Here is a 23,423-nt window from a genome sequence, read left to right on the forward strand (position 1 = left end):
CGGGCCTGCGCGGGGCCGGCCGCGGCGAGCGCACCGGCGGTGGCCAGCGCGGCGGCGGTGGCGAGCGCCGCGGTGACGACTCTTCGTGGAGCCGGGCGGCGGAAGCGGATCGGCGACATGGTCTCTCTCTGACGTGATCGGAACAAGTACGGACAGCAGGCCGCAGCCTAGGGTCAACGCGCGTAGTTGTCAGGGCCTTCGCGGTTACGGATGGATTGCCATCAGGCGGAATACGCCGCACGGCCCCCGCCCCCGGCTGAACCGCCGCCCTCCCGGGACCGGCTCCGGCCCGTGCCGGCCGCGGCGCCGATGATCACATGAGACGCGTGCGGGGCGACCGCATGAGACGCCTGCGGCACCTGCGGCAGAGGACACCACCCGACACCACCCGACCGGCCCCATGCGACGGACCCCACGGTCCGGCGCCGCCGACGCCTGTCCCGCACCGCCGCGGCGCCCGAGACATCCGCGCCGCACCGCCGCCGCGGCGCCGTCCGGCGAGCGCCCGGAAAGTCGCCCTTGCACCCTGCAAGGGCGGGTACCCGGGGGCCGACGGCGGCCGGACCGCCGTTCGCAGGCAGGACGCCCCGCACGGTTCAGGAAGGCGGTTGCCCCTGATGAGTCGCACATTCCCCCTCGACGCCTCCGCGGTGGACGTGGCCGGCCTGGAGGCGGCGCTGCGCGAGGCCGTGGACGGCGAGGTCCGGTTCGACGCCGGGAGCAGAGGCGCGTACGTCACGGACGGCTCCAACTACCGGCAGGTGCCGATCGGCGTCGTCGTTCCGCGGAATGTGGAGGCCGGGGCGCAGGCCGTGCGGGTGTGCGCCCGGTTCGACGCGCCGGTGCTGTCCCGAGGCGGCGGCACCAGCCTGGCCGGCCAGACCACGAACACCGCCGTGGTGATCGACTGGACCAAGTACTGCCACGCCCTGATATCCGTCGACCCCGACGCGCGCACCTGTGTGGTCGAGCCGGGCATCGTCCTCGACCGGCTCAACCAGCGGCTGTCCGGCCACGGCCTGCAGTTCGGGCCGAAGCCGTCCACCCACAGCCACTGCGCGCTGGGCGGCATGATCGGCAACAACTCGTGCGGCGCGTCCGCGCAGGCGTACGGCAAGACCGTCGACAACGTACGCCGGCTGGAAGTCCTCACCTACGACGGGCTGCGCATGTGGGTGGGCCCGACCTCCGGGGCGGAACGGGCCCGGATCGCCGCCGAGGGCGGCCGGAAGGCCGAGGTCTACGCCGGACTGGACCGCATCGCCACCGAGTACCTGGCCGACATCCGGCGCGGCTTCCCGAAGATCCCCCGCCGGGTCTCCGGCTACAACCTCGACTCGCTGCTGCCGGAGAACGGCTTCGACGTCGCCCGGGCCCTGGTAGGCAGCGAGGGCACCCTGGTGACCGTCCTGCGCGCCGAACTGGAACTGGTCCCCGTGCCGGCCTACCAGTCCCTCCTGGTGCTCGGCTACGAGGACATCTGCCGGGCCGGCGACGACGTCTCCCACCTGCTCGAACACTGCTCGCCCAGCCAACTGGAGGCGCTGGACGGCCGGATGGCGCAGCTGATGCGCGAGGAGGGCGCCTACCTGGACTCCCTCAACGTCCTTCCCCAGGGCGACAGCTGGCTCCTTGTGCAGTACAGCGGCGACAGCCAGGAGGACGTCGACGAGCAGGCGAACGCGCTGCTGCGCGCCATCGGCCGCAGCGAGAAGGACCCGGACGTGGCCTTCTCCGACAACCCCGAGCGCGAGCAGAAGATGCTCAAGGCCCGCGAGGCCGGACTCGGCGTCACCGCGCGTCCGCCGGACGACCGGGAGACCTGGGAGGGCTGGGAGGACTCCGCGGTCCCGCCGGACCGGCTTGGCGACTACCTGCGCGACCTGAAGAGGCTGTTCGAGGAGTTCGACTACGACCACCCCTCGCTGTACGGGCACTTCGGGCAGGGCTGCGTGCACACCCGGATCCCGTTCGGGCTGAAGACCGCCGAGGGCGTCGCCGACTTCCGCCGCTTCGTCGAGCGCGCCGCCGACCTCGTGGCCTCCTACGGCGGCTCCCTGTCCGGCGAGCACGGCGACGGCCAGTCAAGGGGCGAGCTGCTGACCCGGATGTTCGGCGAACGCCTGGTGACCGCCTTCGGCGAGCTCAAGACGCTGTTCGACCCGGACAACCGGATGAATCCGGGCAAGGTCGTCGACCCCAACCCGGTCGACGGACAGCTCCGCCTCGGCCCCGCCTGGCGGCCGGCCACGCCGAAGACGCACTTCGGCTACCCGGAGGACGACCACTCCTTCACCCGCGCGGTGATGCGCTGCGTCGGCATCGGCAACTGCCGCACCCACCAGGGCGGCGTGATGTGCCCGTCCTACCGGGCCACGATGGAGGAGGAGCACTCCACCCGGGGCCGCGCCCGGCTGCTGTTCGAGATGCTCGACGGGCACGCGGACTCCGCGATCACCGACGGCTGGCGCTCCACCGAGGTCAAGGACGCCCTGGACCTGTGCCTGGCCTGCAAGGGCTGCAAGTCGGACTGCCCGGTGAACGTCGACATGGCCACCTACAAGGCGGAGTTCCTCTCCCACCACTACGAGGGACGGCTGCGCCCGGCGGCCCACTACTCCATGGGCTGGCTGCCGGTGTGGGCCCGGCTCTCCCGTATCGCCCCGCCCCTGGTCAACACGCTGCTCCAGGCGCCGCTGCTGGCCCGCGCGGGCAAGGCGCTGGCCGGGGTGGCCGAGGAGCGGCAGGCCCCGGTGTTCGCCCGGCGGTCCTTCCTGCAGTGGTGGCAGGAGCGGGACAGGGCGGAACCCGACCCGGCCGACCCGCGGACCGTCGTGCTCTGGCCCGACACCTTCAGCACCTACTTCCACCCGTCCGTCGCCATCTCGGCCGTACGGGTCCTGGAGGACGCGGGCTTCCAGGTGGCCGTACCCACCGAACCGGTGTGCTGCGGCCTGACCTGGATCTCCACGGGTCAGCTGACCGTCGCCGAGAGGGTGCTGCGGCGCACCCTGGACGTGCTGCGGCCCCACCTGGAGGCCGGCACCCCGGTCATCGGCCTGGAACCCTCCTGCACCGCGGTGTTCCGGGCCGACGCGCCCGAGCTGATGCCCGCCGACCAGGACGTCAAGCGCCTGGCCGGGCAGGTCCGCACCCTCGCCGAACAGCTCGTGCACCACGCGCCCGAGGGCTGGCAGCCGCCGCGGATCACCCGGCAGGCGACCGTGCAGACCCACTGCCACCAGCACGCGATCATGAAGTTCGACGCCGACCGGGAACTGATGCGCCGCGCCCACCTGGACGCCGACGTCCTGGACGAGGGCTGCTGCGGCCTGGCCGGCAACTTCGGCTTCGAACGCGGCCACCACGAGGTCTCCATGGCCGTCGCGGAACAGGGCGTCCTGCCCGCCGTCCGCGAGGCCGCCCCCGACAGCCTGGTCCTCGCCGACGGCTTCAGCTGCCGCACCCAGATCGAACAGGGCGACACCGGCCGCCGGGCCCTGCACCTGGCCGAGGCGCTTGCCCTCGGCCTCCAGGGGAACCTGCCCAGCCGGCACCCCGAACGCCTGGCCGAGCGGCCCTCCCCGCCCTCCCGCGCGGCCCGGTGGACGGCCACCGCCGGAGCCGCGGCCCTCACGGCGGCGGCCACGACCGCGGCCGTCAGGCCGGCCCTGCGGTACCTGCGCCGTCCATGACCACACCCCGAAAGCAACCACCCCGGAAAGGTCTTCGAACATGTCGATGAAGGTCTCCGACCACGTCCTCGAGCGCCTGCGCGACTGGGGGGTGGAGTACGTCTTCGCCTACCCCGGCGACGGCATCAACGGACTGCTCGCGGCCTGGGGCCGCGCCGACGACAACCCCCGGTTCATCCAGGCCCGCCACGAGGAGATGGCCGCCTTCGAGGCCGTCGGCTACGCCAAGTTCTCCGGCAGGGTCGGCGTCTGCGCCGCCACCTCCGGCCCCGGCGCCATCCACCTCCTCAACGGCCTGTACGACGCCAAGCTCGACCACGTTCCGGTCGTCGCGATCGTGGGGCAGACCAACCGCAGCGCCATGGGCGGCTCCTACCAGCAGGAAGTCGACCTGCTCAGCCTCTACAAGGACGTCGCCTCCGACTACGTCGAGATGGTCACCGTCCCCGAACAGCTGCCCAACGTGATCGACCGGGCGATGCGCACCGCCATGGCCCGCCGCACGGTGACGGCCGTCATCATCCCCGCCGACGTGCAGGAACTCGACTACTCGCCGCCCGAGCACGCCTTCAAGATGGTGCCCTCCAGCCTAGGCATGCCGCACTACGCGCCGGTGCCCACCGACGACGACCTCACCCGCGCCGCCGAGGTGCTCAACGCGGGGGAGAAGGTCGCCGTCCTCATCGGGCAGGGCGCCCGCGGGGCCCGGCAGGAGGTCATGGCGGTCGCCGACCGGCTCGGCGCCGGTGTCGCCAAGGCGCTGCTGGGCAAGGACGCCCTGGACGACGACCTGCCGTACGTCACCGGCTCCATCGGCCTGCTGGGCACCCGGCCGTCGTACGAACTGATGATGGGCTGCGACACCCTCCTCGTGATCGGCTCGTCCTTCCCCTACACGCAGTTCATGCCGGAGTTCGGGCAGGCGCGGGCCGTGCAGATCGACATCGACCCGCACATGGTCGGCATGCGCTACCCGTTCGAGGTGAACCTCGTCGGCGACGCCCGCGAGACCCTGGCCCGGCTGCTGCCGCTGCTCAAGGGGGACAGGGACAAGAGCTGGCGCCAGAAGGTCGAGAACGACACCGCCCGCTGGTGGGAGGTCATGCAGCGGCGCGCCGCCGTCGACGCCGACCCCATCAACCCCGAGTACGTCGCCCACGCCCTCAACGACCTGCTGCCCGACGACGTCATCCTCGCCTCGGACTCCGGCTCCGCCGCCAACTGGTACGCCCGCCACCTGAAGCTGCGCGGCGCCATGCGCGGCTCCCTGTCCGGCACGCTGGCCACCATGGGCCCCGGAGTGCCGTACGTCATCGGCGCCAAGTTCGCGCACGGCGGCCGCCCGGCGATCGCGCTGGTCGGCGACGGGGCGATGCAGATGAACGGCATGGCCGAGCTCATCACCATCGCCAAGTACTGGCAGGAGTGGAGCGATCCGCGCCTGATCGTCGCCGTCCTGAACAACCAGGACCTCAACCAGGTCACCTGGGAGATGCGCGCCATGGCCGGCGCCCCGCAGTTCCTGCCCTCCCAGTCCATCCCGGACGTCGCCTACGCCGACTTCGCCCGCCTGATCGGTCTGAACGGCATGCGGATCGAGAAGCCCACCGACGTGCGGGGCGCCTGGGAGGCCGCGCTCGGCTCCGACAAGCCCTGCGTGCTCGACTTCGTCACCGACCCGGCCGTACCGCCCATCCCGCCGCACGCCACCCTCGACCAGATCGAGGCCGCCGCGACCGCCGTCCTCAAGGGCGACAGCGACCGCGCCGCCATGGTCCGCCAGGGCCTCAAGGCCAAGGTGCAGGAGTTCCTGCCCGGCGGCCGGCACCGCGAGGACCGGCCCGGCACGGGGGGCGGCAAATGAGCGGCACCCCGGTCGTGGAGCGGGCGGACACCGCCGTGTCCACCGCCCCCACCGACGCCCCCGAAGCGGACGGCACCCTCGGCCGGGACAGCACCACACCCGTCCTGGCCGCCGTCCGCCGAGGGGACACCACCGGCCTCGGCCACACCTGCGCGCCCCCCCCCCCCCCCGCCACGGCGCGCGTCGTCGACGGCCTGCTCGCCGGCGTCGTCACCCGGTGCGGCGGCATCACGTCGTGGCCGCGCGCCGCCGCCGTGCCCGGCCTGTGGCACCCGGAGTGGTACCACGACCACGTGCGCACCGAGCGACTGCTGTGCGACGGCGCCCTCGACCCCGGCGGCGGCATCACGCCCGGCGCCGACGGCGCGCCCGGACTGGGACCGACCCCCGGCACCGAGCGCGCACAGACCTGCCGCATGACCTGACGGAAGGGAGGCAGCAGGCATGAGCAGCATCTCCTCCTTCCCGCCGCACGCACTGCACGACTACGCGCTGCTGGCCGACGGGGAGCGCGGCGCGCTGATCGGACCGGACGGCGCCGTCAACTGGCTGTGCGCCCCCACCTGGCACGACGACGCCGTCTTCGCCTCCCTCATCGGCGGCGGGGGCGTCTACGCGATCACCCCGCGCAGCCGCTGGGTCCCCGGCGGCTACTACGAGGAGGGCACCCTGATCTGGCGCAGCCGCTGGATCACCACCGACGGCGTCGTCGAGTGCCGCGAGACCCTCGCCTTCCCCGGCGAGGCCGGCCGCCTGGTCCTGCTGCGCCGGCTGCTCGCCGTCGACGGCACCGCCCACGTGCGCGTGGTCCTGGACCCGTGCGCCGACTACGGCCGCGCCCCGCGGACCTCCCCGCACCGCGACGACAACGGCGTATGGCACCTGAACACCGGCCACCACCGCCTGCGCTGGCAAGGCGCCGCATCGGCCACCGTCCGCGCCGAGGGCCTGACCGCCGACCTCCTGCTGGAGCCCGGAGAACGCCACGACCTGGTCCTGGAGTGCTCCGACTCCCCGCTGCCGCACACCCCTGCCCGGGCCGACCGGGCCTGGGCCGCCACCGAACAGGCCTGGCAGCAGGGCGTGCCCACGATGGAGCAGACCATCGCCCCGCGCGACGCCCGGCGCGCCTACGCCATCCTGCGCGGGCTGACCACCCACGGCGGCGGCATGGTCGCCGCGGCCACCACCAGCCTGCCCGAACGCGCCGAGGCCGGCCGCAACTACGACTACCGGTACGTGTGGATCCGCGACCAGAGCTACACCGGGCAGGCCGCGGCCGCCGCGAACGCCCCCGAACTCCTGGACGCCGCCGTCCGTTTCGTCAGCGAGCGGCTGCTCGACGACGGCCCGCGCCTCGCCCCCGCCTACACCGTGCACGGCACGCCCGTCCCCGGCCAGCGCGAACTCGACCTGCCCGGCTACCCCGGCGGCTTCAGCCGGATCGGCAACCACGTGGACAAGCAGTTCCAGCTGGACTGCTTCGGCGAGGCACTGCTGCTGTTCGCCGCCGCCGAACGCCGGGGCCGGCTGGACGCCGACGCCTGGAAGGCCGCCGAACTCGCGGCCGGTGCGATCGGTGAGCGGTGGCGGGAACCCGACGCCGGCATCTGGGAGCTGGACCCCCGCCCCTGGACGCACAGCCGTCTCACCTGCGTCGCCGGACTGCGCACCCTGGCGGACGCCGCCCCCCACCGCCCGCTCGCGGACACCTGCGCCCGCCTGGCCGACACCCTGCTCGCCGCCGTCTCGGCCACCAGCGTGCACCCCGACGGGTACTGGCAGCGCACCCCGGACGAGCCCGCCGTCGACGCCGCCCTGCTGCTGCCCGCCCTGCGCGGCGCCCTGCCCGCCGACGACCCGCGCACTCGCGCCACCCTCGCCGCCTGCCGCGAACAGCTGACCCAGGACCACTTCATCTACCGCTTCCGCCACGACGACCGGCCCCTCCAGGAGGCCGAGGGCGCGTTCCTGCTGTGCGGGTTCTTCATGGCGCTGGCCGAGTACGAGCAGGGCCACGCCGTCCAGGCGCACCGCTGGTTCGAACGCAACCGCGGTGCCTGCGGCGCGTCGGGACTGTACGCGGAGGAGTTCGACATCGCCCAGCGCCAGCTGCGCGGCAACCTCCCGCAGGCCTTCGTCCACGCCCTGCTGCTGGAGACCGCCGCCCGCCTGGCAGAGGACCCCGAGCCGCACGGCGCGCACCATCGAGCAAGGAGGAGCTGACCCATGCCTCAGACCGTCGTCATCACCGGAGCCAGCGCAGGCATCGGCCGTGCCACCGCCCGCCTCTACGGCAGGCGCGGCGCCAACGTCGTCCTGATCGCCCGAGGGCAGGCCGGCCTGGACGCCGCCGCCCAGGAGATCGAGGAACTCGGAGGCAAGCCGCTGGTGCAGACCGCCGACACCGCCGACCCCCAGCAGGTCGAGGTGGCCGCCACGGCCGCCGAGCAGGCCTTCGGCCCCATCGACGTATGGATCAACTGCGCGTTCACCAGCGTCTTCGCGCCCTTCGACGAGATCACCGCCGAGGAGTACGAACGGGTGACCAAGGTGACCTATCTCGGCTTCGTCAACGGCACCCGCAGCGCGCTGAAGCGGATGCTGCCGCGCGACCGCGGCACCATCGTGCAGGTCGGCTCGGCGCTGGGGGAGCGGGCCATCCCGCTGCAGTCGGCGTACTGCGGAGCCAAGCACGCCATCAACGGCTTCACCTCCTCCCTGCGCACCGAACTGCTGCACCGCGGCAGCAACGTACGGGTGACCATCGCCCAGATGCCGGCCGTCAACACCCCGCAGTTCTCCTGGGTGCGTTCCCGGCTGCCCAAGCATCCGCAGCCCGTCCCGCCGATCTACCAGCCGGAGGTCGCCGCCCGCGGTGTCGTGCACGCCGCCGACCACCCCGGCCGCAAGCAGTACTACATCGGCGCCACCACCCTGGCGACCGTCTGGGCCAACCGCCTGGCCCCGGCCCTGCTCGACCGCTACCTGGCCCGCACCGGCTTCGACTCCCAGCAGACCGACCAGTGGCCTCCGAGCGGCCGGAGCAACCTCTACGAGCCCGTCGACCGGGAGGAGGGCAGCGACCACGGCGCCCACGGCGTCTTCGACGACTCCGCGCACAGCCGGTCCTTCGAGGCCGCCCTGGCCCGCCACCCCGTGCTCGTCGCCTCCGGAGTCGCCCTCGGCGCCGCCGCGGCGGCGGGAGCGGCCGTACGGCGCGGCCTGGCGAACGGCTCCTGACCACCCCGGGCGGAGCGGCGGAGGAGGGACACCATGACTCCGTACGAGCCCGCGTACCAGGCGCTCGACCGCGAGGCCGAGGAGCTGAGCGCCGCCGTGATGGCGGCCTGCCGGCTGTTCGTGGCGATCTCCGCCCGCGCGCTCGCCTCCACCGCCGACTCGCTCACCCTGCCCCAACTGCGGGCCCTGGTCGTACTGGACACCTGCGGGCCGGTCAAGCTGGTCGCCCTGGCCGCCGCGCTCGGGGTCAACCCGTCCACCGCGCTGCGCATGGTGGGCCGGCTCGAAGGGCTCGGCCTGGCCGACCGCAGGACCAACCCCGGCAACCGGCGCGAGGTCGCCCTCAGCCCCACGCCCGCCGGCCACGAACTGGTCACCCGGGTGCTCGCGCACCGCCGCGCGGAGATCCGCGGACTGGTCCAGCGCCTGCCGACCGAGGACCGGGCGGCACTCGTATCCGCCCTGCACGCCCTGACCACGGCGGCCGGCGAAACGGGGGTCGGCCCCTACGACACCGCCCGCGCCGTCCACGGCATCGCGGACACCCCCCTCGACCCGGCCCGGCCGGGACCTGCCGCTACGGACGGCGGTCGAGCAGGACCTCACGGATGACGTGCCGGGCGACGCGGGCCATGCGCGGACTGCTCTCCCTGTAGTACGACAGCTCCAGCAGCGCCACCGACAGCGCCCAGCCGCGCCCCCGCGCCCAGGCCGCGTCGTCCACGTCCAGCGCGGCCCGGAAGAGCGGTCGCGCGCCGGCCGGCAGCACGTACCACGCCGCGATGAGGTCGACGGCGGGATCCCCCAGCCCCAGACACCCGAAGTCGATCACGGCGCACAGCCGCCCCCGGGCGAGGAGCAGGTTGCCGGGCTGCAGATCGGCGTGGATCCAGACCGGCGGACCGGCCGGCCCGGGCACGCGCAGCGCCTCCTCCCAGACGGCGGTGGCCGCCCGGGCGTCGACGACGCCGTCCAGCTCCGCGATGGCCTCGCGGGTCACGGCATCCCGCGCGGCCGGCGGCTCACTGCGGTACGAGGGCGGCCCGCCCGCGGAATCGATCCGGCGCAGGGCGGCGACGAACTCCGCCAGATCCGCCGCGAGCGCCTCGGGTGCGGCGACGTCGCCCTCCACCGGGATCTCCCCGTCGATCCAGCGGTAGACGGACCAGGGCCACGGACAGCCCTCGTCCGGCGTCCCCTTGCCCAGCGGCACGGGTACGGCCACCGGCAGCGACGCGGCGAGCCGGGGCAGCCAGGTGTGCTCCTTCTCCACGTCTCCGGCGGCACCGGCGGTGCGGGGAAGCCGCACGACCATGTCCCCGCCGAGCCGATACATGACATTGGAGGTGCCGCCGGAGTCGATCCGCTGGACGGGAAGCTCCGCCCACCGCGGAAACTGAGCGGCGATCAGCCGCCGTACGAGTGAGGCATCGAACTCCGGCTCGCCCGGATGCAGGGTGTCGGCGCGCATGAACGGCCATCGAACGAGATGGCCCCGGGCACGTCAACTCATTTCTCCCGGAGAGCGTCTCCCGGAGAGCGATCCTCACCCGCTCACCAGCACCACCTCCAGCGTGCGCGGCCCGTGGACCCCCTCCACGCGGTCCAGTTCGATGTCGCTGGTCGCGGAGGGGCCGGAGATCCAGGTGAGCGGGCGGCCCGGGGCGAGGCGTTCGAGGGCCTGGGGGATGGAGGAAACCACCTGTTCGGGGACGCGTACGACGCAGATGTGGTGGTCGGGGATCAGGGAGATGCGGCGGCGGCCCTGGTCGGGGGAGCCGTCGAGGACGAGCGTGCCGGTCTCGGCGACGGCGAGGGCGCAGCCGGTGATCACGCTGTCGATGCGGTCCAGCTCGTGGGGCGTGCTGTCCGGCAGGTCCGCGACCCGCTTCACGTCCGTGTCCGCCAGCCAGCTCTCGTCCAGGCCCGGCGGTACCAGCACGGACTGGGAGCCGCGCTCGCCGAGCAGGTGGGCGATCAGCCCGGGAAGTTCCCCGGCGGCGCAGCGGTGCACCACCGCCCGGTAGTCCACCAGGTTCTCGGCCAGCAGATCCACCGTCTCCTCGGCGCCATGGTCCCCGTGCTGCCGCAGGTAGTCCCGGCAGACCGCCTGCGCGTACGGGGTGTCGTCCTGCGGTACGTCGGCCAGTGCGCGCCGCACCCGGCCCAGGATCCGCTCCCTGCTGCTCACTCGGAGCCCTCCCCGTCGCCGTGAGTCCGCTGCCACCAGTCGCGGAAGGGCTCCGCGGGCACCGCCGGCAGATCGCGGGTGCCGGTCCAAGCCCGGCCCGGGCCGGGCAGCGAGCGCGGGTGGAAGCGGCGGGTGCGGGAGGCGAGCCGCTGTCCGCCGCGCAGGACGCCCGGGTGCGTGAGCGCCCAGCGGGCCACCCGCATCGCCGCGCGCTCGGCGGCGTGGCCCTTCGCGGGCTGGAGCACCACCCTGTTGCCGCCGCGCGTCACCGGGCCGCCCTGCACGACCCGCTCCCGCAGGTGCACCAGCACCTCGGGGATGTCGATGGCGACCGGGCACACCTCGTAGCAGGCGCCGCACAGCGAGGACGCGTACGGCAGCGAGGCGTCGATCTCGCTCGCCGTGCCGCGCAGTTGGGGGCTGAGGATCGCGCCGATCGGCCCCGGGTAGACCGAGCCGTAGGCGTGCCCGCCGACCCGCTCGTAGACCGGGCAGACGTTCAGGCACGCCGAGCAGCGGATGCAGCGCAGGGCCTGGCGGCCCACCTCGTCGGCGAGCGTGTCGGTGCGGCCGTTGTCCAGCAGGACCAGGTGGAAGGTGCTCGGACCGTCCTCGTCGGCCGTACCGGTCCACATGGACGTGTACGGGTTCATCCGCTCGGCCGTGGAGGAACGGGGGAGCGTCTGGAGGAAGACCTCCAGGTCCCGCCAGGTCGGTACGACCTTCTCGATGCCGACGACCGAGATCAGTGTCTCGGGCAGGGTCAGGCACATCCGCCCGTTGCCCTCGGACTCCACGACCACCAGGGTGCCGGTCTCGGCCACGACGAAGTTGGCGCCGGAGACGCCGACCCTGGCGCGCAGGAACTTCTCCCGCAGGTGCAGCCGGGCCGCCTCGGCCAGTTCGGCGGGCGCGTCCGTCAGCCCCTCGGGGGCCGGGCGGCCCCACGCGCTCATCTGGGAGCGGAAGATGTCCCGGATCTCGCCGCGGTTGCGGTGGATCGCGGGGACGAGGATGTGCGAGGGCCGGTCCTTGCCCAGCTGCACGATCAGCTCGGCGAGATCGGTCTCGTAGGCCCGGATGCCCTCCGCCTCCAGAGCCTCGTTGAGCCCGATCTCCTGCGTGGCCATCGACTTGACCTTGACGACTTCCGTCTCCCCGGTCGCCCTGACCAGCCCTGCCACGATCCGGTTGGCCTCCTGGGCGTCGACCGCCCAGTGCACGGTGCCGCCGGCCGCCGTGACCGCCTCCTCCACCTGTTCCAGATAGCGGTCCAGGTGGCGCAGGGTGTGGTCCTTGATCTGCTTGCCGGCCTCCCGCAGCGCCGCCCAGTCGGCGAGCTCCGCCACCGCCCCGGCCCGCTTGGCGCGGATGGTGTGCGTGGCGTGGCGCAGATTGCCGCGCAGGGTCTCGTCGCGTACGGCCTCGCGCGCGGCCTGAGGGAAGGACGGGAACGCCGGGTGGGAGGGCGGGGGGAACCCGGGCATGCCCAGATACGTCGCGCTCATACCGCCGGCTCCTCCTCCGTGCTCGCCAGGATCCGAGCGATGTGCACCGGCCGCATGCCCGTGCCCAGCCGGGTCATGGTCCCGCCGATGTGCATCAGACACGAGTTGTCGCCCGCGCACAGCACCTGAGCGCCGGTCGACTCGGCGTTGCGCACCTTGTCGACGCCCATCGCCGCCGAGACGTCGGAGTTCTTCACCGCGAACGTGCCGCCGAACCCGCAGCACTCCTCGGCACCGGGCAGCTCCACCAGCTCCAGCCCCTTCACCGCCCGCAGCAGCCGCCGGGGCCGGTCACCGAGTCCCAGGGAGCGCAGCCCGTGGCAGGTCGGGTGGTACGTCACCCGGTGCGGGTAGTACGCCCCCACGTCCGTCACCCCCAGCACATCCACCAGGAACTCCGTCAGCTCGTACGTCTTCGGCACCACGGGCGCCAGCATCCGCTCCAGCGTGTTCCCGCGCCCCTCGGCCCGCGCCCGCGCGCCCAGTCGCGGATACAGCTCCCGCACCATCGCCGCGCACGACCCGGACGGTGTCACGATCGCCTCATAACCCCGGAAGACATCGGAGAAATGCCGGGCCATCGGCTCCGCCTCGTGCCGGTACCCGGTGTTGTAGTGAGCCTGCCCGCAACACGTCTGGGCCATCGGGAAGTCCACCTCCACGCCCAGCCTGGTCAGCAGTTTCACCACGGCGCGCCCGGTGTCCGGATAGAGCGTGTCGTTGACGCAGGTCAGGAACAGGGCGACACGCATCGCGGCTCCTTGTGGTCAGTCATCGGACGAGTGATGGAGGTACTGCCCACACGCGTTCAGCGTAGTGGGGGACCGGTCGGGAGGACGGCTCACGGGACGGCAGCGGCGAGCCGGGCCCCGGCCGCCCGCCAGGCCGCCGAGTCACCGCGCGGCTCGTACCGCGTGAGGCGCTGCGTACGGGCCAGCAGGCGCCGCATCCCGGCCCGGTCACCGACCAGACCGTGCGCCCGGGCCTGCACCAGCACATTGCCGAGCGCCGCCGCCTCCGTCGGCCCGGCGACCACCGGAAGCCCGCAGGCGTCGGCGGTCAGCCGGCACAGCAGGGCGTTGCGGGCGCCACCGCCGACGACGTGCACCACGTCGACCGGGTGATCGGCGAGCCGCTGCGCCTCGGCGACCGCCCGGCGATGGGCGAGCGCGAGCGAGTCGAGGACGCAGCGCGTGATCTCGGCGGGGGAGGCGGGCACCGGCTGCCCGGGGGCCCGGCACGCCTGAGCGATCCGCTCCGGCATCCGGCCGGGCGCCAGGAAGGCGGTGTCCTCCGCGTCCACCACCGACCGCAGCGCGGGCACCTCGGCGGCCTCCCTCAGCAGCTCGCCCAGGCCGGGGTCGCCCCGGGCCCGTACGCACTCCTGGAGCAGCCACAGCCCCATGATGTTGCGCAGATGGCGGACGGTGCCGTCCAGCCCGAGCTCGTTGGTGAAGTTGGCGGCGCGACTTGCCTCGGTGAGCACGGGCGCCTCCAGCTCCAGACCCGCCAGCGACCAGGTGCCCGTGCAGATGTACGCGAACCGTTCCCCGTCGGCGGGGCACGGCGGCCACCGCGGACGCCGTGTGGACGCCGGGCACCGCTCCGTCGCGTACGTCAGCGGCCCGCCCGGCCTGAACCAGGTGCGCGACCGCCGTACCGGTGCCCTCACCGCGCTCGCCGAGGCCGGACTCGGCCCCGACGCGCTGCGCGAACTGCCCACCGAACGCCTCGACGTGGCCGCCGGCCGCGACGCCGTCGCCCGCCTGCCGGGCCTGTCCGACTCCGACCGGCCCACGGCCGTGTTCTGCGCCAACGACCTGCTCGCCCTCGGCGTGCTGCAGGCGATGTACGCGGCCGGGGTCGACGTGCCCGACGACCTCGCCATCGTCGGCTACGACGACATCGAGTTCGCCGCCGCCGCGGCCGTCCCGCTCCCCTCCGTCCGCCGGCCCGCGGTCACCATGGGCGCCCCGGCGGCGGAACTGCTGCTGGAGGAGACCGGGGCACAGGGGGCGCCGACGGCGCACGAGCACCGGCGGGTGGTGCTCCAGCCGGAGCTGGTGGTACGCGGCTCCAGCCTGCCCGCGCGCTGACCCGCGTCCAGCGATTGTCGTGATCCCCGAGGCCGGGCGGCGGACGGACATGTGCTGAACTGGAACGCGGCCGTAAACCCTCCGTCCCGGGAGAACCGTTGACCGTCAGCTACCGCCAGCCCGGCGTCGTCCTCACCGACCGCTCCTTCACCGTGCCGCTCGACCACGACGACCCGGCCGGGGAGACGATCGAGCTCTACGCCCGTGAGGTCGTCGCGAGCGACAAGGCCGGCAAGGACCTGCCCTGGCTGGTCTACCTCCAGGGCGGCCCCGGCTTCGGGGCGAACCGTTTCATCGGCAGGCAGGCCTGGCTCGACCGGGCCCTGCGGGACTACCGGGTCCTGCTCCTCGACCAGCGCGGCACCGGCCACTCCACGCCCGTCAACCGCCAGACCCTCCCGCTGCGCGGCGGCCCGGCCGAACAGGCCGGCCACCTCACCCGCTTCCGCGCCGACTCGATCGTCCGCGACTGCGAGGCGATCCGCCCCGAGGTGACCGGCGGCGCCCCCTGGACCGTCCTCGGGCAGAGCTTCGGCGGCTTCTGCACGGTGCACTACCTCTCCGCGCACCCCGAGGGCCTGGCCGCCGCCCTGATCACCGGCGGCCTGCCCTCCCTCGACGCCCACGCCGACGACGTCTACCGGGCCGCCTACCCGCGCATCGAGCGCAAGGTCGCCGCCCACTACGCCCGCTATCCGCAGGACGTCGACCGCGTCCGCCGTATCGCCGACCACCTCCTCACCCACGACGTGGTCCTCCCGAACGGCCACCGCCTGACCGTCGAGGCCTTCCAGTCCCTGGGAATCATGCTCGGCAGCGGCGACGGCAGCCACCGCCTCCACTACCTCCTCGAACACGCCTTCGTGCGCACCCCGCGCGGGCCGGAGCTGTCCGACGCCTTCCAGGAGCAGGTCCAGGGCCTGCTGTCGTACGCCGGCCACCCGCTGTACGCCCTCGTCCACGAGGCGATCTACGCCCAGGACGCCCGCCCCACCGCCTGGTCGGCCGAGCGGGTCCGCGCCCAGTTCCCCCGGTTCGACGCGGCCAAGGCACTCGCCGGGGACGGGCCGGTACTGTTCACCGGCGAGACCGTGCACCCCTGGACGTTCGACTGCGACCCGGCGCTGCGCCCGCTGCGCGAGACCGCCGACCTGCTCGCCGCCCGCACCGACTGGAAGCCCCTGTACGACCCCGCCCGCCTCGCCGCCAACGAGGTCCCGGTCGCCGCGGCCGTCTACCACGACGACATGTACGTCGACACCGCCCACTCCCTCGACACCGCCCGCGCGATCCGCGGCCTGCGCACCTGGGTCACCGACGAGTTCGAACACGACGGCGTACGGGTCGGCGGCCCCCGCGTCCTGGACCGGCTGCTCGCGCTGGTCCGCGACGAGGCCTGACCGCCGTCGGCGCGCGCTGGCTAGTCTGCCGGGCATGACGCAGCCGAGGACCAGCCCCCTTCAGCCCATGCCCGACGACTGGCAGCGCGCCCTCGCCGTGGTGGCGCACCCGGACGACCTGGAGTACGGATGCGCGGCGGCGATCGCCGCCTGGACCGACGGCGGTCGCGAGGTCGTGTACGTCCTCGCCACCCGTGGCGAGGCGGGCATCGACACACTCGACCCGGAGAAGTGCGGTCCGCTGCGGGAGCGGGAGCAGCGGGCGAGTGCGGCCGTCGTCGGCGTGTCGACGGTGGAATTCCTCGACCACAGGGACGGTGTGATCGAGTACGGCACCGCTCTGCGCCGCGACATCGCCGCCGCGATACGCCGCCACCGCCCCGAACTCGTGATCACCCTCAACCACCGCGACACCTGGGGCGGCGCCATCTGGAACACCCCGGACCACGTGGCCGTCGGCCGCGCCACCCTGGACGCGGCGGCGGACGCCGGCAACCGCTGGATCTTCCCCGAGCTTGCCGGACAGGACCTCGAACCCTGGAACGGCGTCCGCTGGGTCGCCGTGGCCGGCTCCGACACACCCACCCACGCCGTGGACGCCGGCCCGGGCCTGGACCGCGCGGTGCGCTCGCTCCTGGAACACCGCACCTACATCGAGGCGTTGACCGACGAGGACCCCGAGACGTACGCCCGAGACTTCCTCACCTCGACCGCCGCGGCGGCGGGCGAACGGTTCGGCGGAAAACCGGCGGTGGCGTTCGAATTGTTCGGGCGGTGAGGCACGCGGGCGCCCAGGGTGATCGCGACCGGCGGCAGACGGTGAACGGGGGCGGGGAACGGGCATGACCGGCACGGGTGACCAGGACGTCCTGGCACGGCGCTTCGAGGAGCACCGCGGGCAACTGCGGGCGGTGGCCTACCGCATGCTCGGCTCGCTGTCCGAGGCCGAGGACGCCGTCCAGGAGACCTGGCTGAAGCTCACCCGCACGGACGCGGACGCCATCGAGAACCTGGGCGCCTGGCTCACCACCGTGACCGGCCGGGGCTGCCTGGACCTGGCCGCGCTGGACGCCTGACCGCCGTCCGGGCCCTTCCCGCAGATCAGTAGAGTGGACGTCATGCCAGACCAGACCGCCGGCCTGCCCGCCCGGCCCGAGCTGCGCGGGGACTGTGCGCGGTGTTTCGGGCTGTGCTGTGTCGCCCTGCCCTTCGCCGCCTCGGCGGACTTCGCGCTCGACAAGCCGGCCGGGAAGCCCTGCCCGAACCTTCAGGGGGACCACCGGTGCGGGATTCACGCGCGGCTGAGGGAGAAAGGGTTCAGCGGGTGCACGGTCTACGACTGTTTCGGGGCCGGGCAGAAGGTTTCGCAGGTCACCTTCGGCGGGCGGGACTGGCGTACGGGGCCCGAGGACGACGCCCGGCGGATGTTCGAGGCGTTTCCGGTCGTGCGGCAGCTGCATGAGCTGCTGTGGTACCTGACCGAGGCACTGGTGCTGAGCGCCGCACGGCCGGTGCACGGGGAGCTGCGCCGGGCGCTGGAGCGGACCGAGCGGCTCACCCTGCTGCCGCCCGGGGAACTGGCCGCGCTGGATGTCGGCGCGCACCGGCAGGAGGTCAACGTGCTCCTGCTGCGCAGCAGTGAGCTGGCGCGAGCCGGGGTGCGGGACGGCAAGGGCGGCAAGGGCGGGAAGAAGGACCGGCGGGGCGCCGACCTGATCGGGGCCCGGCTCAGGGGAGCCGACCTGCGCGGAGCCAGTCTGCGCGGCGCCTGCCTGATCGCGGCCGACCTCACCGGCGCCGATCTGCGCCGGGCGGATCTGATCGGCGCCGACCTGCGGGACGCCGACCTCACGGACGCCGATCTGACCGGTGCGTTCTTCCTGACCCAGCCGCAGCTCGACGCGGCCCGGGGAAGTGCCGGCACCCGGCTGCCCGGGTCGGTCTCCCGCCCCGCGCACTGGGCGGCGCGGAGCTGACACGCGTACCGGCCCCGCCGGCGGAACCGGAGCCGGGGCATCGGATGCTCCCCGGCCGGCACCCGGCGCACGTACCGCGGCACGGCCCGGCGACCTGCTCCCGGGCGGGCGCCGCCTCCCGTCCGCGCCGCGTCCTACAGAGGCAGCGCACAGACCGCGACGGGTGAGGCGTACGGCTCACCCGCCGGACGCAGCGCGCCGCTCGCGCGGTCGACGTGGAAGACGCTGACCGTGCCCGACTTCTGGTTCGCGGCGAACAGCAGGGCGCCGTCCGGGGAGAAGGCGATCTGCCGCGGGAAGTCGCCCGCGACCGGCGTCGTGCCCAGGAGCCCGAGCCGCGCCCCGCCCGCCTCCACGGCGTAGCGCGCGAGGCTGTTGTGGCCGCGGTTGGCGAGGTAGGCGAACCGCCCGTCGGCGGTGACCAGGATCTGCGCCGGGTAGTTGGTGCCCCCGCCCGCTCCCGTGGACCGCGGTTCGCCGATGGTGAGGCGGCCGGTGGGAGGGTCGTAGGCGCAGACGGCGACCGTGTTGTCGACCTCGTTGGCGAGATAGGCGTACCGGCCGTCCGGATGGAAGGTCAGATGGCGCGGTCCGGCGCCCGGCCGTGTGTGCGCCCAGGACACCTCGGTGAGCCGGCCCGTGCGGGTGTCCAGGCGGTAGGTGCGGACCGTGTCGGTGCCGAGGTCCACCGCGAGGACATGGCCGCCGTCCGGGCTGGTGACGACCTGGTGGGCGCGCGGTCCCGGCCGGCCTGGTCCGGGCGGCGGACCGGAGTGCGCCACCAGGTCGGTGCGCTCGCCGAGTGCTCCCGAGCCGTCGATCGGGTGCACGGCCACGCTGCCGGAGGTGTAGTTCGCGCTGAGCAGCCAGCGCCCCGTCGGGTGCACGGAGAGGTGACAGGGCCCCGCCCCGCCGGTGCTCCGCGTGCCCAGAATCCTCCGGTCGGCGAGCCGTACGGCGGTCACCGCGCCGTCCTGTCCCTCGTCGACCGCGTACAGCGTCCGGCCGTCCGGGTGCACGGCGAGGTACGACGGGTCGGCGACGCCGGTGAGGGTGCCCCGGCCGGTGACGGCGCCCGTCGCCGGGTCGTACACCGCCAGGCCGATGCCGGTCCCGCCACCCTCGGCGGAGGTGTAGGTGCCGAGGTAGAGCGGCCGGGGGCCGGACGGCTTCCCCGTGGCCCCCGGGGCGGCCGGTGCGGTCGCCGACGCGGAACCGGACCGGGAGTCGGAGCGGGAACCGGACCGGGAATCGGCCGGGGCCGGTGAGCACGCCGGGACCGCCGCCACCGCGGCGGCTGCCGTCACGACCCCCGCGAACCGGCGCCTGCTCCACCGTCCCCCGAGCTCTCGACCTCGCTCGAACAGGGGTAACTCCCGTCCTGGCACTCCCACCCCACTGACCATGCCCGCACTGTACGGCCCCTTCACGAAGAACGGTGCACCGCGTCCTCATGGTTGCGACGCAGCTTCATCGGCGCCCCCAGCCGGTCCGCGAGGCGGGTCAGTCGGGAGTGGCGTTCCCGCTGCTCCCGGGTGTGCCGGTCCAGCTCCTCCAGCAGGCGGTGCGAACGGTGCTCGATGTCCAGCTCGTCGATGATGCGGTTGACCTCGGTCAGCACCGCGCCGTGCAGCTGCCACTGGTTCGTGTCCCGCTGCACCTCCTCCAGCAGCAGCTGCGCCAGCTTGTCCCGGGTGGCCGCGGCCTGCCGCAGCTCGGCGGTGAACCGGGCCTCGGCCGACTCGGCGCTCTCGCTGACGTCCGTGGTGACCAGCACCGCGAAGCTGACCACCGCATCGGCGATCTCGCACAGCAGCTGCCGCACCAGCGCGCCCGTCTGCGGAGAGAACAGCGGCTCGGGCTCCCGCTGCTTGGTCAGATCGGTGAAGGTGCGCGCGAGTACCCGCAGTACGACCGTGCAGATCTCCAGCGTGTCCAGCCCGGTGCGCAGCACCACCCGGTGCAGCAGGCCCTCGCGCACCCGCGGATTGAGTTTGAGACTGTCCTCGGCCTGCCGCAGGGCGGCGTCCACGGCGCTGATGTCGTGGTCCAGGCGGCGCGCCTCGTGCAGCCGCTCGGCCGCGTGCTCCACCGGCGTACCACTGGGCACCTCGTCCCCCATCCGCAGCATCAACTGCCGCATCCGGCGCGCCAGACCCTCGATCGACTCGCCGGCCTGCTCGGTCCACACCGGAGGAGCGAGCAGCAGGTTGCAGCCGAGACCGACGACCGCGCCGATCAGCGTCTCCACGACCCGTGCCCAGGCCGTGCTGCCGACGGTGGTGACGCCGAGGACCAGCATGGCGCTGATCGCCACTTCGACCACGAACTCGTCCACCCGCACCAGGTGCCCGACGCCCAGCCCGGCCAGGATCACCAGGGCCAGGCTCCACCAGGTGAGCCCCACCAGCAGGGAGAAGGAGATGGCGACGAGCACGCCGGCGACCACGGCGTTCACCCGGCGGACGCTCATCTTCAACGTCGCGAAGAGGGTGACCTGGACGACGAGCAGCGCCGTCAGGGGAGCGGTCAGCGGGGCCGGCTCCGGACTCAGCCACTTCGCGACCACATAGGCGATCGTCGCCGCGACCGTCGACCGCAGCGCCTGGACGACCACGGGGTCCCGGTGCCGCTTCACCGTCCGGACGAGGGACGACGGCCACTCACGTACATCTTGCATTCCTTGCGCTGTTCCCCGTTCCCCGACGAGTCGAACGTGGTCGTGCGCGTGGTCGTGCGCCGGCGTCAGGCGTACAGCTTGTCCAGGAAGGCCGCCAGATTGCCCGTCGTGCGGGCGATCTGCTCCTCCAGGGTGAGGCTCTCCTCGAAGCGGACCCCGGACTTGGGGACCTTCCTGCCGCGGACGTAGAGCGAGCAGGCGAGGTCCGTGCACATGTACATGCCGACCGAGTTGCCCTCGCGGCCCGCCGCACCCGCCTTCCGTGCGGTCATCAGCGAGACTCCGCCGCCGGGGTGGGTGGTCAGACACAGTGAGCACAGGCTGCGGTGCAGGAAGCCGCGCTGGGAGGAGGGAGAGCGCAGGGCGACACCCACGAGGCGGCCCTCCCGCTCGGTGACCAGACAGCTGCGGTCGGGCGCCCCCGGATCGCGCCAGCCCAGGAAGTCCAGGTCGTCCCAGGGGAGCTCGTCGAGATCCCGGGGGACGGACAGGCGCTTGGCCTCGCCCTTGGAGCAGTTGACGAATGAGGTGCGGATGTCGTGTTCGGTCAGTTTTCTCATGGGAGCCTCCGGGATGATGCGATCGATTGCCTAAAGGCATTAGGTTTCCGCCTAGGTTATGCAGGATCTCCGGAGGGGGACCAGCGGATATTTTCGAGGACGTGCGCCGCCCTGGTGGCGTCCGTACCATCACCCCCTGATTCATCCCCTGCACCAAGAACCCGGAGAAGTCACGCCCGAGCGGCTCGCCGACTTCTTCACCCGCGGCGGTCGCCGCGCGGACCCGGAACCGTGGACGGAGCCTCCTGCCTGGCAGGCGGCCCTGCGGAAACGCGGGCGCCGGGCGTATTGACCCGCGGCGGCGCCGGGCGTTGGATCATGGGGCGGCAGCTTCCGCCGCGGTGTTCGAAGGGGTAGGCAAGGGGTGTTCCATGGCTCATGACATCGTCGGTGTCCGCGCGCAGTTTCCCGCGCTGAAGTCCGGCTGGGCCCAGTTCGACGGGCCCGGCGGAAGCCAGACGCCGCAGTCCGTCATCGACGCCGTCGCCGAGGCGCTGGCCGGACCGCTGTCCAACCGGGGGCTCGGCACCCTGGGCGAGCGCAACGCCGAGGCCTGCGTCGACGCCGCCCGGCAGGCCATGGCGGACCTGCTGGGCGCCGAACCGTCCGGGGTCGTCTTCGGCCGCAGCGCGACCCAGCTGACGTACGACTTCTCCCGCGCGCTGGCCAAGGGGTGGTCGCCGGGCGACGAGGTCGTCGTGACCCGGCTCGACCACGACGCCAACATCCGGCCCTGGGTCCAGGCCGCCGAAGCCGTGGGAACGGTCGTCCGCTGGGCCGACTTCGACCCGGCGACCGGCGAGCTGACCCCGGAGCACATCGAGGCCCAACTGTCCGACCGCACCCGGCTGGTCGCGGTCACCGCCGCCTCCAACCTGATCGGCACCCGCCCGGACGTGCCCGCGATCGCCGCCCTGGCCCACGCGCGCGGCGCCCTGCTGTACGTCGACGGCGTGCACTACACCGCCCACGCCGCGGTCGACCTCGCGGGCCTGGGCGCGGACTTCTTCGCCTGCTCCCCGTACAAGTTCCTCGGCACCCACCTCGGCGTCGTGGCGAGCCGCCCGGACCTCCTCGCCGCCTTGCGCCCGGACAAGCTGCTGCCCTCGCCGGACACGGTCCCCGAGCGCTTCGAGCTGGGCACCCTGCCCTACGAACTGCTGGCCGGCACCCGGGCCGCCGTGGACTTCCTCGCCGGGATGGACCCGCAGGCGCGCGGCACCCGCCGGGAACGGCTCATCGCCTCCCTCGGCTCGCTCGGGCACCACGAGGACGCCCTGCGCCGCCGTATCGAGGAGGGACTGGCCCGCTTCCCGGAGATCACCGTGCACTCGCGTGCCGCCGAGCGCACCCCGACCCTGCTGCTGACCATCGAGGGCCGCAGCACCGTCGACGCCTACCGGCACCTGGCCGACCGCGCGGTCGCGGCACCCTCGGGCGCGTTCTACGCGCTGGAGGCCTCCCGCCGGCTCGGTCTCGGCGACACCGGCGGGCTGCGCGTCGGACTGGCGCCCTACAACGACGAGGAGGACGTCGACCGGCTCCTGGAGGGGCTGGCGGACTTCCTGCGGACGGCGCCGTAGGGCGAGCCGTACCGGACCCGGCGGCGGGGCGTCGGGGCTTGCGGGCCACGCCGCCGTGGATGTCCGTGGGCCCGGGCGTGGTGCCGGGATCCGGACGCCGCGGCTGAGGCCCACTGGAGGAGCAGCTGCGGGCGCTGCGCCTGCACGGCTGACCCACCCGCGCCCGTCGTGCACCGTCAGGTTTCGCAGGTCACCGGCAAGGTACTCGCGCGTCGCCCGACGACGCCGAGGGAGAGAAGGGAGTACGCCGTGACCGATCACCGCGGTGAAACACCCGGTGAGAACGGCGCGCCCGTTCCCCGGGACCTGCCGGACCAGCAGGCCCACACCGGTGAGGACCCCTGGGAGGTCGCCCCGGAGCGGGCCGGGTCCGACGTGACCGACGAGGACGAGGGCGCCCCCGGCACCGATGTCCCGGACACCGACGAGGCGGGCACCGGACGGCAGGGCGCCCCGCACTCGGGCACCGAGCCGTCCGACGAACGCGAGCCGTCCGAGCACCCTGTACCGGACGAGCCCTCCGGCTGACGGCCGGCCACCGCGGGCCCGGCCGGCGGCCGATGACACCGGGCGCGGACGGGCCCGGTCGGCGAGGCCCCGAACGGCTCGCCGCGGGCGCGCTGGGCT

Annotated in this window: 18 protein-coding genes and 3 pseudogenes; 13 read left to right on the top strand and 8 right to left on the bottom strand. The window is 73.5% G+C overall.

Annotated features, from left to right (window positions below):
- Window positions 1-617: 617 nt before the first annotated feature.
- From DEP02_RS24600 to DEP02_RS24625, 6 genes are read left to right on the top strand one after another with little or no spacing between them, the layout of a single operon-like run.
- Window positions 618-3,695 (top strand): FAD-binding and (Fe-S)-binding domain-containing protein, encoded by a 3,078-nt coding sequence (locus DEP02_RS24600; protein ID WP_112469873.1) that lies wholly within the window; start codon window positions 618-620, stop codon window positions 3,693-3,695.
- Window positions 3,696-3,735: 40 nt separating this feature from the next.
- Window positions 3,736-5,559 carry a thiamine pyrophosphate-requiring protein gene (locus DEP02_RS24605; RefSeq protein WP_112469874.1) on the top strand — a complete coding sequence of 608 codons (1,824 nt, stop codon included), beginning with the start codon at window positions 3,736-3,738 and terminating at the stop codon, window positions 5,557-5,559.
- Window positions 5,556-5,984, top strand: a complete 429-nt coding sequence (locus tag DEP02_RS35585) for an enolase-like domain-containing protein (protein ID WP_112469875.1) — start codon at window positions 5,556-5,558, stop codon at window positions 5,982-5,984. The genes DEP02_RS24605 and DEP02_RS35585 overlap by 4 nt, the downstream gene beginning before the upstream one ends.
- 19 nt (window positions 5,985-6,003) lie before the next feature.
- The gene (locus DEP02_RS24615; protein ID WP_112469876.1) at window positions 6,004-7,785 is read left to right on the top strand and encodes a glycoside hydrolase family 15 protein; all 1,782 of its coding nucleotides are present in this window, start codon (window positions 6,004-6,006) and stop codon (window positions 7,783-7,785) included.
- Between the two features lie 3 nt (window positions 7,786-7,788).
- Window positions 7,789-8,802 carry an SDR family oxidoreductase gene (locus DEP02_RS24620; protein ID WP_112469877.1) on the top strand — a complete coding sequence of 338 codons (1,014 nt, stop codon included), beginning with the start codon at window positions 7,789-7,791 and terminating at the stop codon, window positions 8,800-8,802.
- Between the two features lie 33 nt (window positions 8,803-8,835).
- Complete coding sequence (locus DEP02_RS24625; RefSeq protein ID WP_112469878.1) at window positions 8,836-9,414, top strand: MarR family winged helix-turn-helix transcriptional regulator; 579 nt, start codon at window positions 8,836-8,838, stop codon at window positions 9,412-9,414.
- Here DEP02_RS24625 and DEP02_RS24630 read toward each other — a convergent pair.
- From DEP02_RS24630 to DEP02_RS24650, 5 genes and pseudogenes are all read right to left on the bottom strand, one after another.
- Window positions 9,380-10,273, bottom strand: coding sequence for an aminoglycoside phosphotransferase family protein (locus tag DEP02_RS24630; RefSeq protein ID WP_112469879.1), 894 nt, complete (start codon window positions 10,271-10,273; stop codon window positions 9,380-9,382). The genes DEP02_RS24625 and DEP02_RS24630 overlap by 35 nt on opposite strands.
- A gap of 75 nt (window positions 10,274-10,348) precedes the next feature.
- Window positions 10,349-10,993, bottom strand: coding sequence for a LutC/YkgG family protein (locus tag DEP02_RS24635; RefSeq protein WP_112469880.1), 645 nt, complete (start codon window positions 10,991-10,993; stop codon window positions 10,349-10,351).
- Window positions 10,990-12,501, bottom strand: coding sequence for a LutB/LldF family L-lactate oxidation iron-sulfur protein (locus tag DEP02_RS24640; RefSeq protein ID WP_198668571.1), 1,512 nt, complete (start codon window positions 12,499-12,501; stop codon window positions 10,990-10,992). The genes DEP02_RS24635 and DEP02_RS24640 overlap by 4 nt, the downstream gene beginning before the upstream one ends.
- Window positions 12,498-13,253: a (Fe-S)-binding protein gene (locus DEP02_RS24645; RefSeq protein WP_112469881.1), complete on the bottom strand. Its 756-nt coding sequence runs from the start codon at window positions 13,251-13,253 to the stop codon at window positions 12,498-12,500. The genes DEP02_RS24640 and DEP02_RS24645 overlap by 4 nt, the downstream gene beginning before the upstream one ends.
- Before the next feature lie 89 nt (window positions 13,254-13,342).
- Window positions 13,343-14,093 (bottom strand): annotated as a pseudogene (locus tag DEP02_RS24650) (FGGY-family carbohydrate kinase); the annotation flags it as partial.
- Here DEP02_RS24650 and DEP02_RS24655 point away from each other — a divergent pair.
- The 5 genes and pseudogenes from DEP02_RS24655 to DEP02_RS24675 all read left to right on the top strand — a co-directional run.
- A pseudogene (locus tag DEP02_RS24655) lies at window positions 14,088-14,597 on the top strand (substrate-binding domain-containing protein); the annotation flags it as partial. The pseudogenes DEP02_RS24650 and DEP02_RS24655 overlap by 6 nt on opposite strands.
- 98 nt (window positions 14,598-14,695) lie before the next feature.
- Window positions 14,696-15,997 carry an alpha/beta fold hydrolase gene (locus tag DEP02_RS24660; RefSeq protein ID WP_112469882.1) on the top strand — a complete coding sequence of 434 codons (1,302 nt, stop codon included), beginning with the start codon at window positions 14,696-14,698 and terminating at the stop codon, window positions 15,995-15,997.
- 34 nt (window positions 15,998-16,031) lie between these two features.
- Window positions 16,032-16,775: a PIG-L deacetylase family protein gene (locus DEP02_RS24665; protein WP_112469883.1), complete on the top strand. Its 744-nt coding sequence runs from the start codon at window positions 16,032-16,034 to the stop codon at window positions 16,773-16,775.
- Between the two features lie 64 nt (window positions 16,776-16,839).
- A pseudogene (locus tag DEP02_RS24670) lies at window positions 16,840-17,055 on the top strand (sigma factor); the annotation flags it as partial.
- Window positions 17,056-17,115: 60 nt separating this feature from the next.
- Window positions 17,116-17,973 (top strand): pentapeptide repeat-containing protein, encoded by an 858-nt coding sequence (locus DEP02_RS24675; protein ID WP_112469890.1) that lies wholly within the window; start codon window positions 17,116-17,118, stop codon window positions 17,971-17,973.
- 134 nt (window positions 17,974-18,107) lie between these two features.
- Here DEP02_RS24675 and DEP02_RS24680 read toward each other — a convergent pair whose 3' ends face one another.
- From DEP02_RS24680 to DEP02_RS24690, 3 genes are all read right to left on the bottom strand, one after another.
- Window positions 18,108-19,280, bottom strand: a complete 1,173-nt coding sequence (locus DEP02_RS24680) for a lactonase family protein (RefSeq protein ID WP_112469884.1) — start codon at window positions 19,278-19,280, stop codon at window positions 18,108-18,110.
- 119 nt (window positions 19,281-19,399) lie between these two features.
- Window positions 19,400-20,653: an FUSC family protein gene (locus DEP02_RS24685; RefSeq protein WP_112469885.1), complete on the bottom strand. Its 1,254-nt coding sequence runs from the start codon at window positions 20,651-20,653 to the stop codon at window positions 19,400-19,402.
- A 65-nt stretch (window positions 20,654-20,718) separates the two neighbouring features.
- Window positions 20,719-21,213, bottom strand: a complete 495-nt coding sequence (locus tag DEP02_RS24690) for an FBP domain-containing protein (protein WP_112469886.1) — start codon at window positions 21,211-21,213, stop codon at window positions 20,719-20,721.
- 371 nt (window positions 21,214-21,584) lie between these two features.
- Here DEP02_RS24690 and DEP02_RS24695 point away from each other — a divergent pair, with 371 nt between their 5' ends.
- Window positions 21,585-22,796, top strand: coding sequence for a cysteine desulfurase-like protein (locus DEP02_RS24695; protein WP_112469887.1), 1,212 nt, complete (start codon window positions 21,585-21,587; stop codon window positions 22,794-22,796).
- A gap of 249 nt (window positions 22,797-23,045) precedes the next feature.
- Window positions 23,046-23,324, top strand: coding sequence for a hypothetical protein (locus DEP02_RS24700; RefSeq protein ID WP_112469888.1), 279 nt, complete (start codon window positions 23,046-23,048; stop codon window positions 23,322-23,324).
- The last annotated feature ends 99 nt before the right edge of the window (window positions 23,325-23,423 follow it).

It is taken from the genome of Streptomyces triticisoli, assembly GCF_003270085.1.
GTDB lineage: Bacteria > Actinomycetota > Actinomycetes > Streptomycetales > Streptomycetaceae > Streptomyces > Streptomyces triticisoli.

What these genes read in the sequence shown, in the direction of transcription:
- DEP02_RS24600 (WP_112469873.1), top strand. Translation starts at nt 618, where the DNA reads ATGAGTCGCACATTCCCCCTCGACGCCTCCGCGGTGGACGTGGCCGGC.
- DEP02_RS24605 (WP_112469874.1), top strand. Translation starts at nt 3,736, where the DNA reads ATGTCGATGAAGGTCTCCGACCACGTCCTCGAGCGCCTGCGCGACTGG.
- DEP02_RS35585 (WP_112469875.1), top strand. Translation starts at nt 5,556, where the DNA reads ATGAGCGGCACCCCGGTCGTGGAGCGGGCGGACACCGCCGTGTCCACC.
- DEP02_RS24615 (WP_112469876.1), top strand. Translation starts at nt 6,004, where the DNA reads ATGAGCAGCATCTCCTCCTTCCCGCCGCACGCACTGCACGACTACGCG.
- DEP02_RS24620 (WP_112469877.1), top strand. Translation starts at nt 7,789, where the DNA reads ATGCCTCAGACCGTCGTCATCACCGGAGCCAGCGCAGGCATCGGCCGT.
- DEP02_RS24625 (WP_112469878.1), top strand. Translation starts at nt 8,836, where the DNA reads ATGACTCCGTACGAGCCCGCGTACCAGGCGCTCGACCGCGAGGCCGAG.
- DEP02_RS24630 (WP_112469879.1), bottom strand. Translation starts at nt 10,273, where the DNA reads ATGCGCGCCGACACCCTGCATCCGGGCGAGCCGGAGTTCGATGCCTCA.
- DEP02_RS24640 (WP_198668571.1), bottom strand. Translation starts at nt 12,501, where the DNA reads ATGAGCGCGACGTATCTGGGCATGCCCGGGTTCCCCCCGCCCTCCCAC.
- DEP02_RS24645 (WP_112469881.1), bottom strand. Translation starts at nt 13,253, where the DNA reads ATGCGTGTCGCCCTGTTCCTGACCTGCGTCAACGACACGCTCTATCCG.
- DEP02_RS24665 (WP_112469883.1), top strand. Translation starts at nt 16,032, where the DNA reads ATGACGCAGCCGAGGACCAGCCCCCTTCAGCCCATGCCCGACGACTGG.
- DEP02_RS24675 (WP_112469890.1), top strand. Translation starts at nt 17,116, where the DNA reads ATGCCAGACCAGACCGCCGGCCTGCCCGCCCGGCCCGAGCTGCGCGGG.
- DEP02_RS24685 (WP_112469885.1), bottom strand. Translation starts at nt 20,653, where the DNA reads ATGCAAGATGTACGTGAGTGGCCGTCGTCCCTCGTCCGGACGGTGAAG.
- DEP02_RS24690 (WP_112469886.1), bottom strand. Translation starts at nt 21,213, where the DNA reads ATGAGAAAACTGACCGAACACGACATCCGCACCTCATTCGTCAACTGC.
- DEP02_RS24695 (WP_112469887.1), top strand. Translation starts at nt 21,585, where the DNA reads ATGGCTCATGACATCGTCGGTGTCCGCGCGCAGTTTCCCGCGCTGAAG.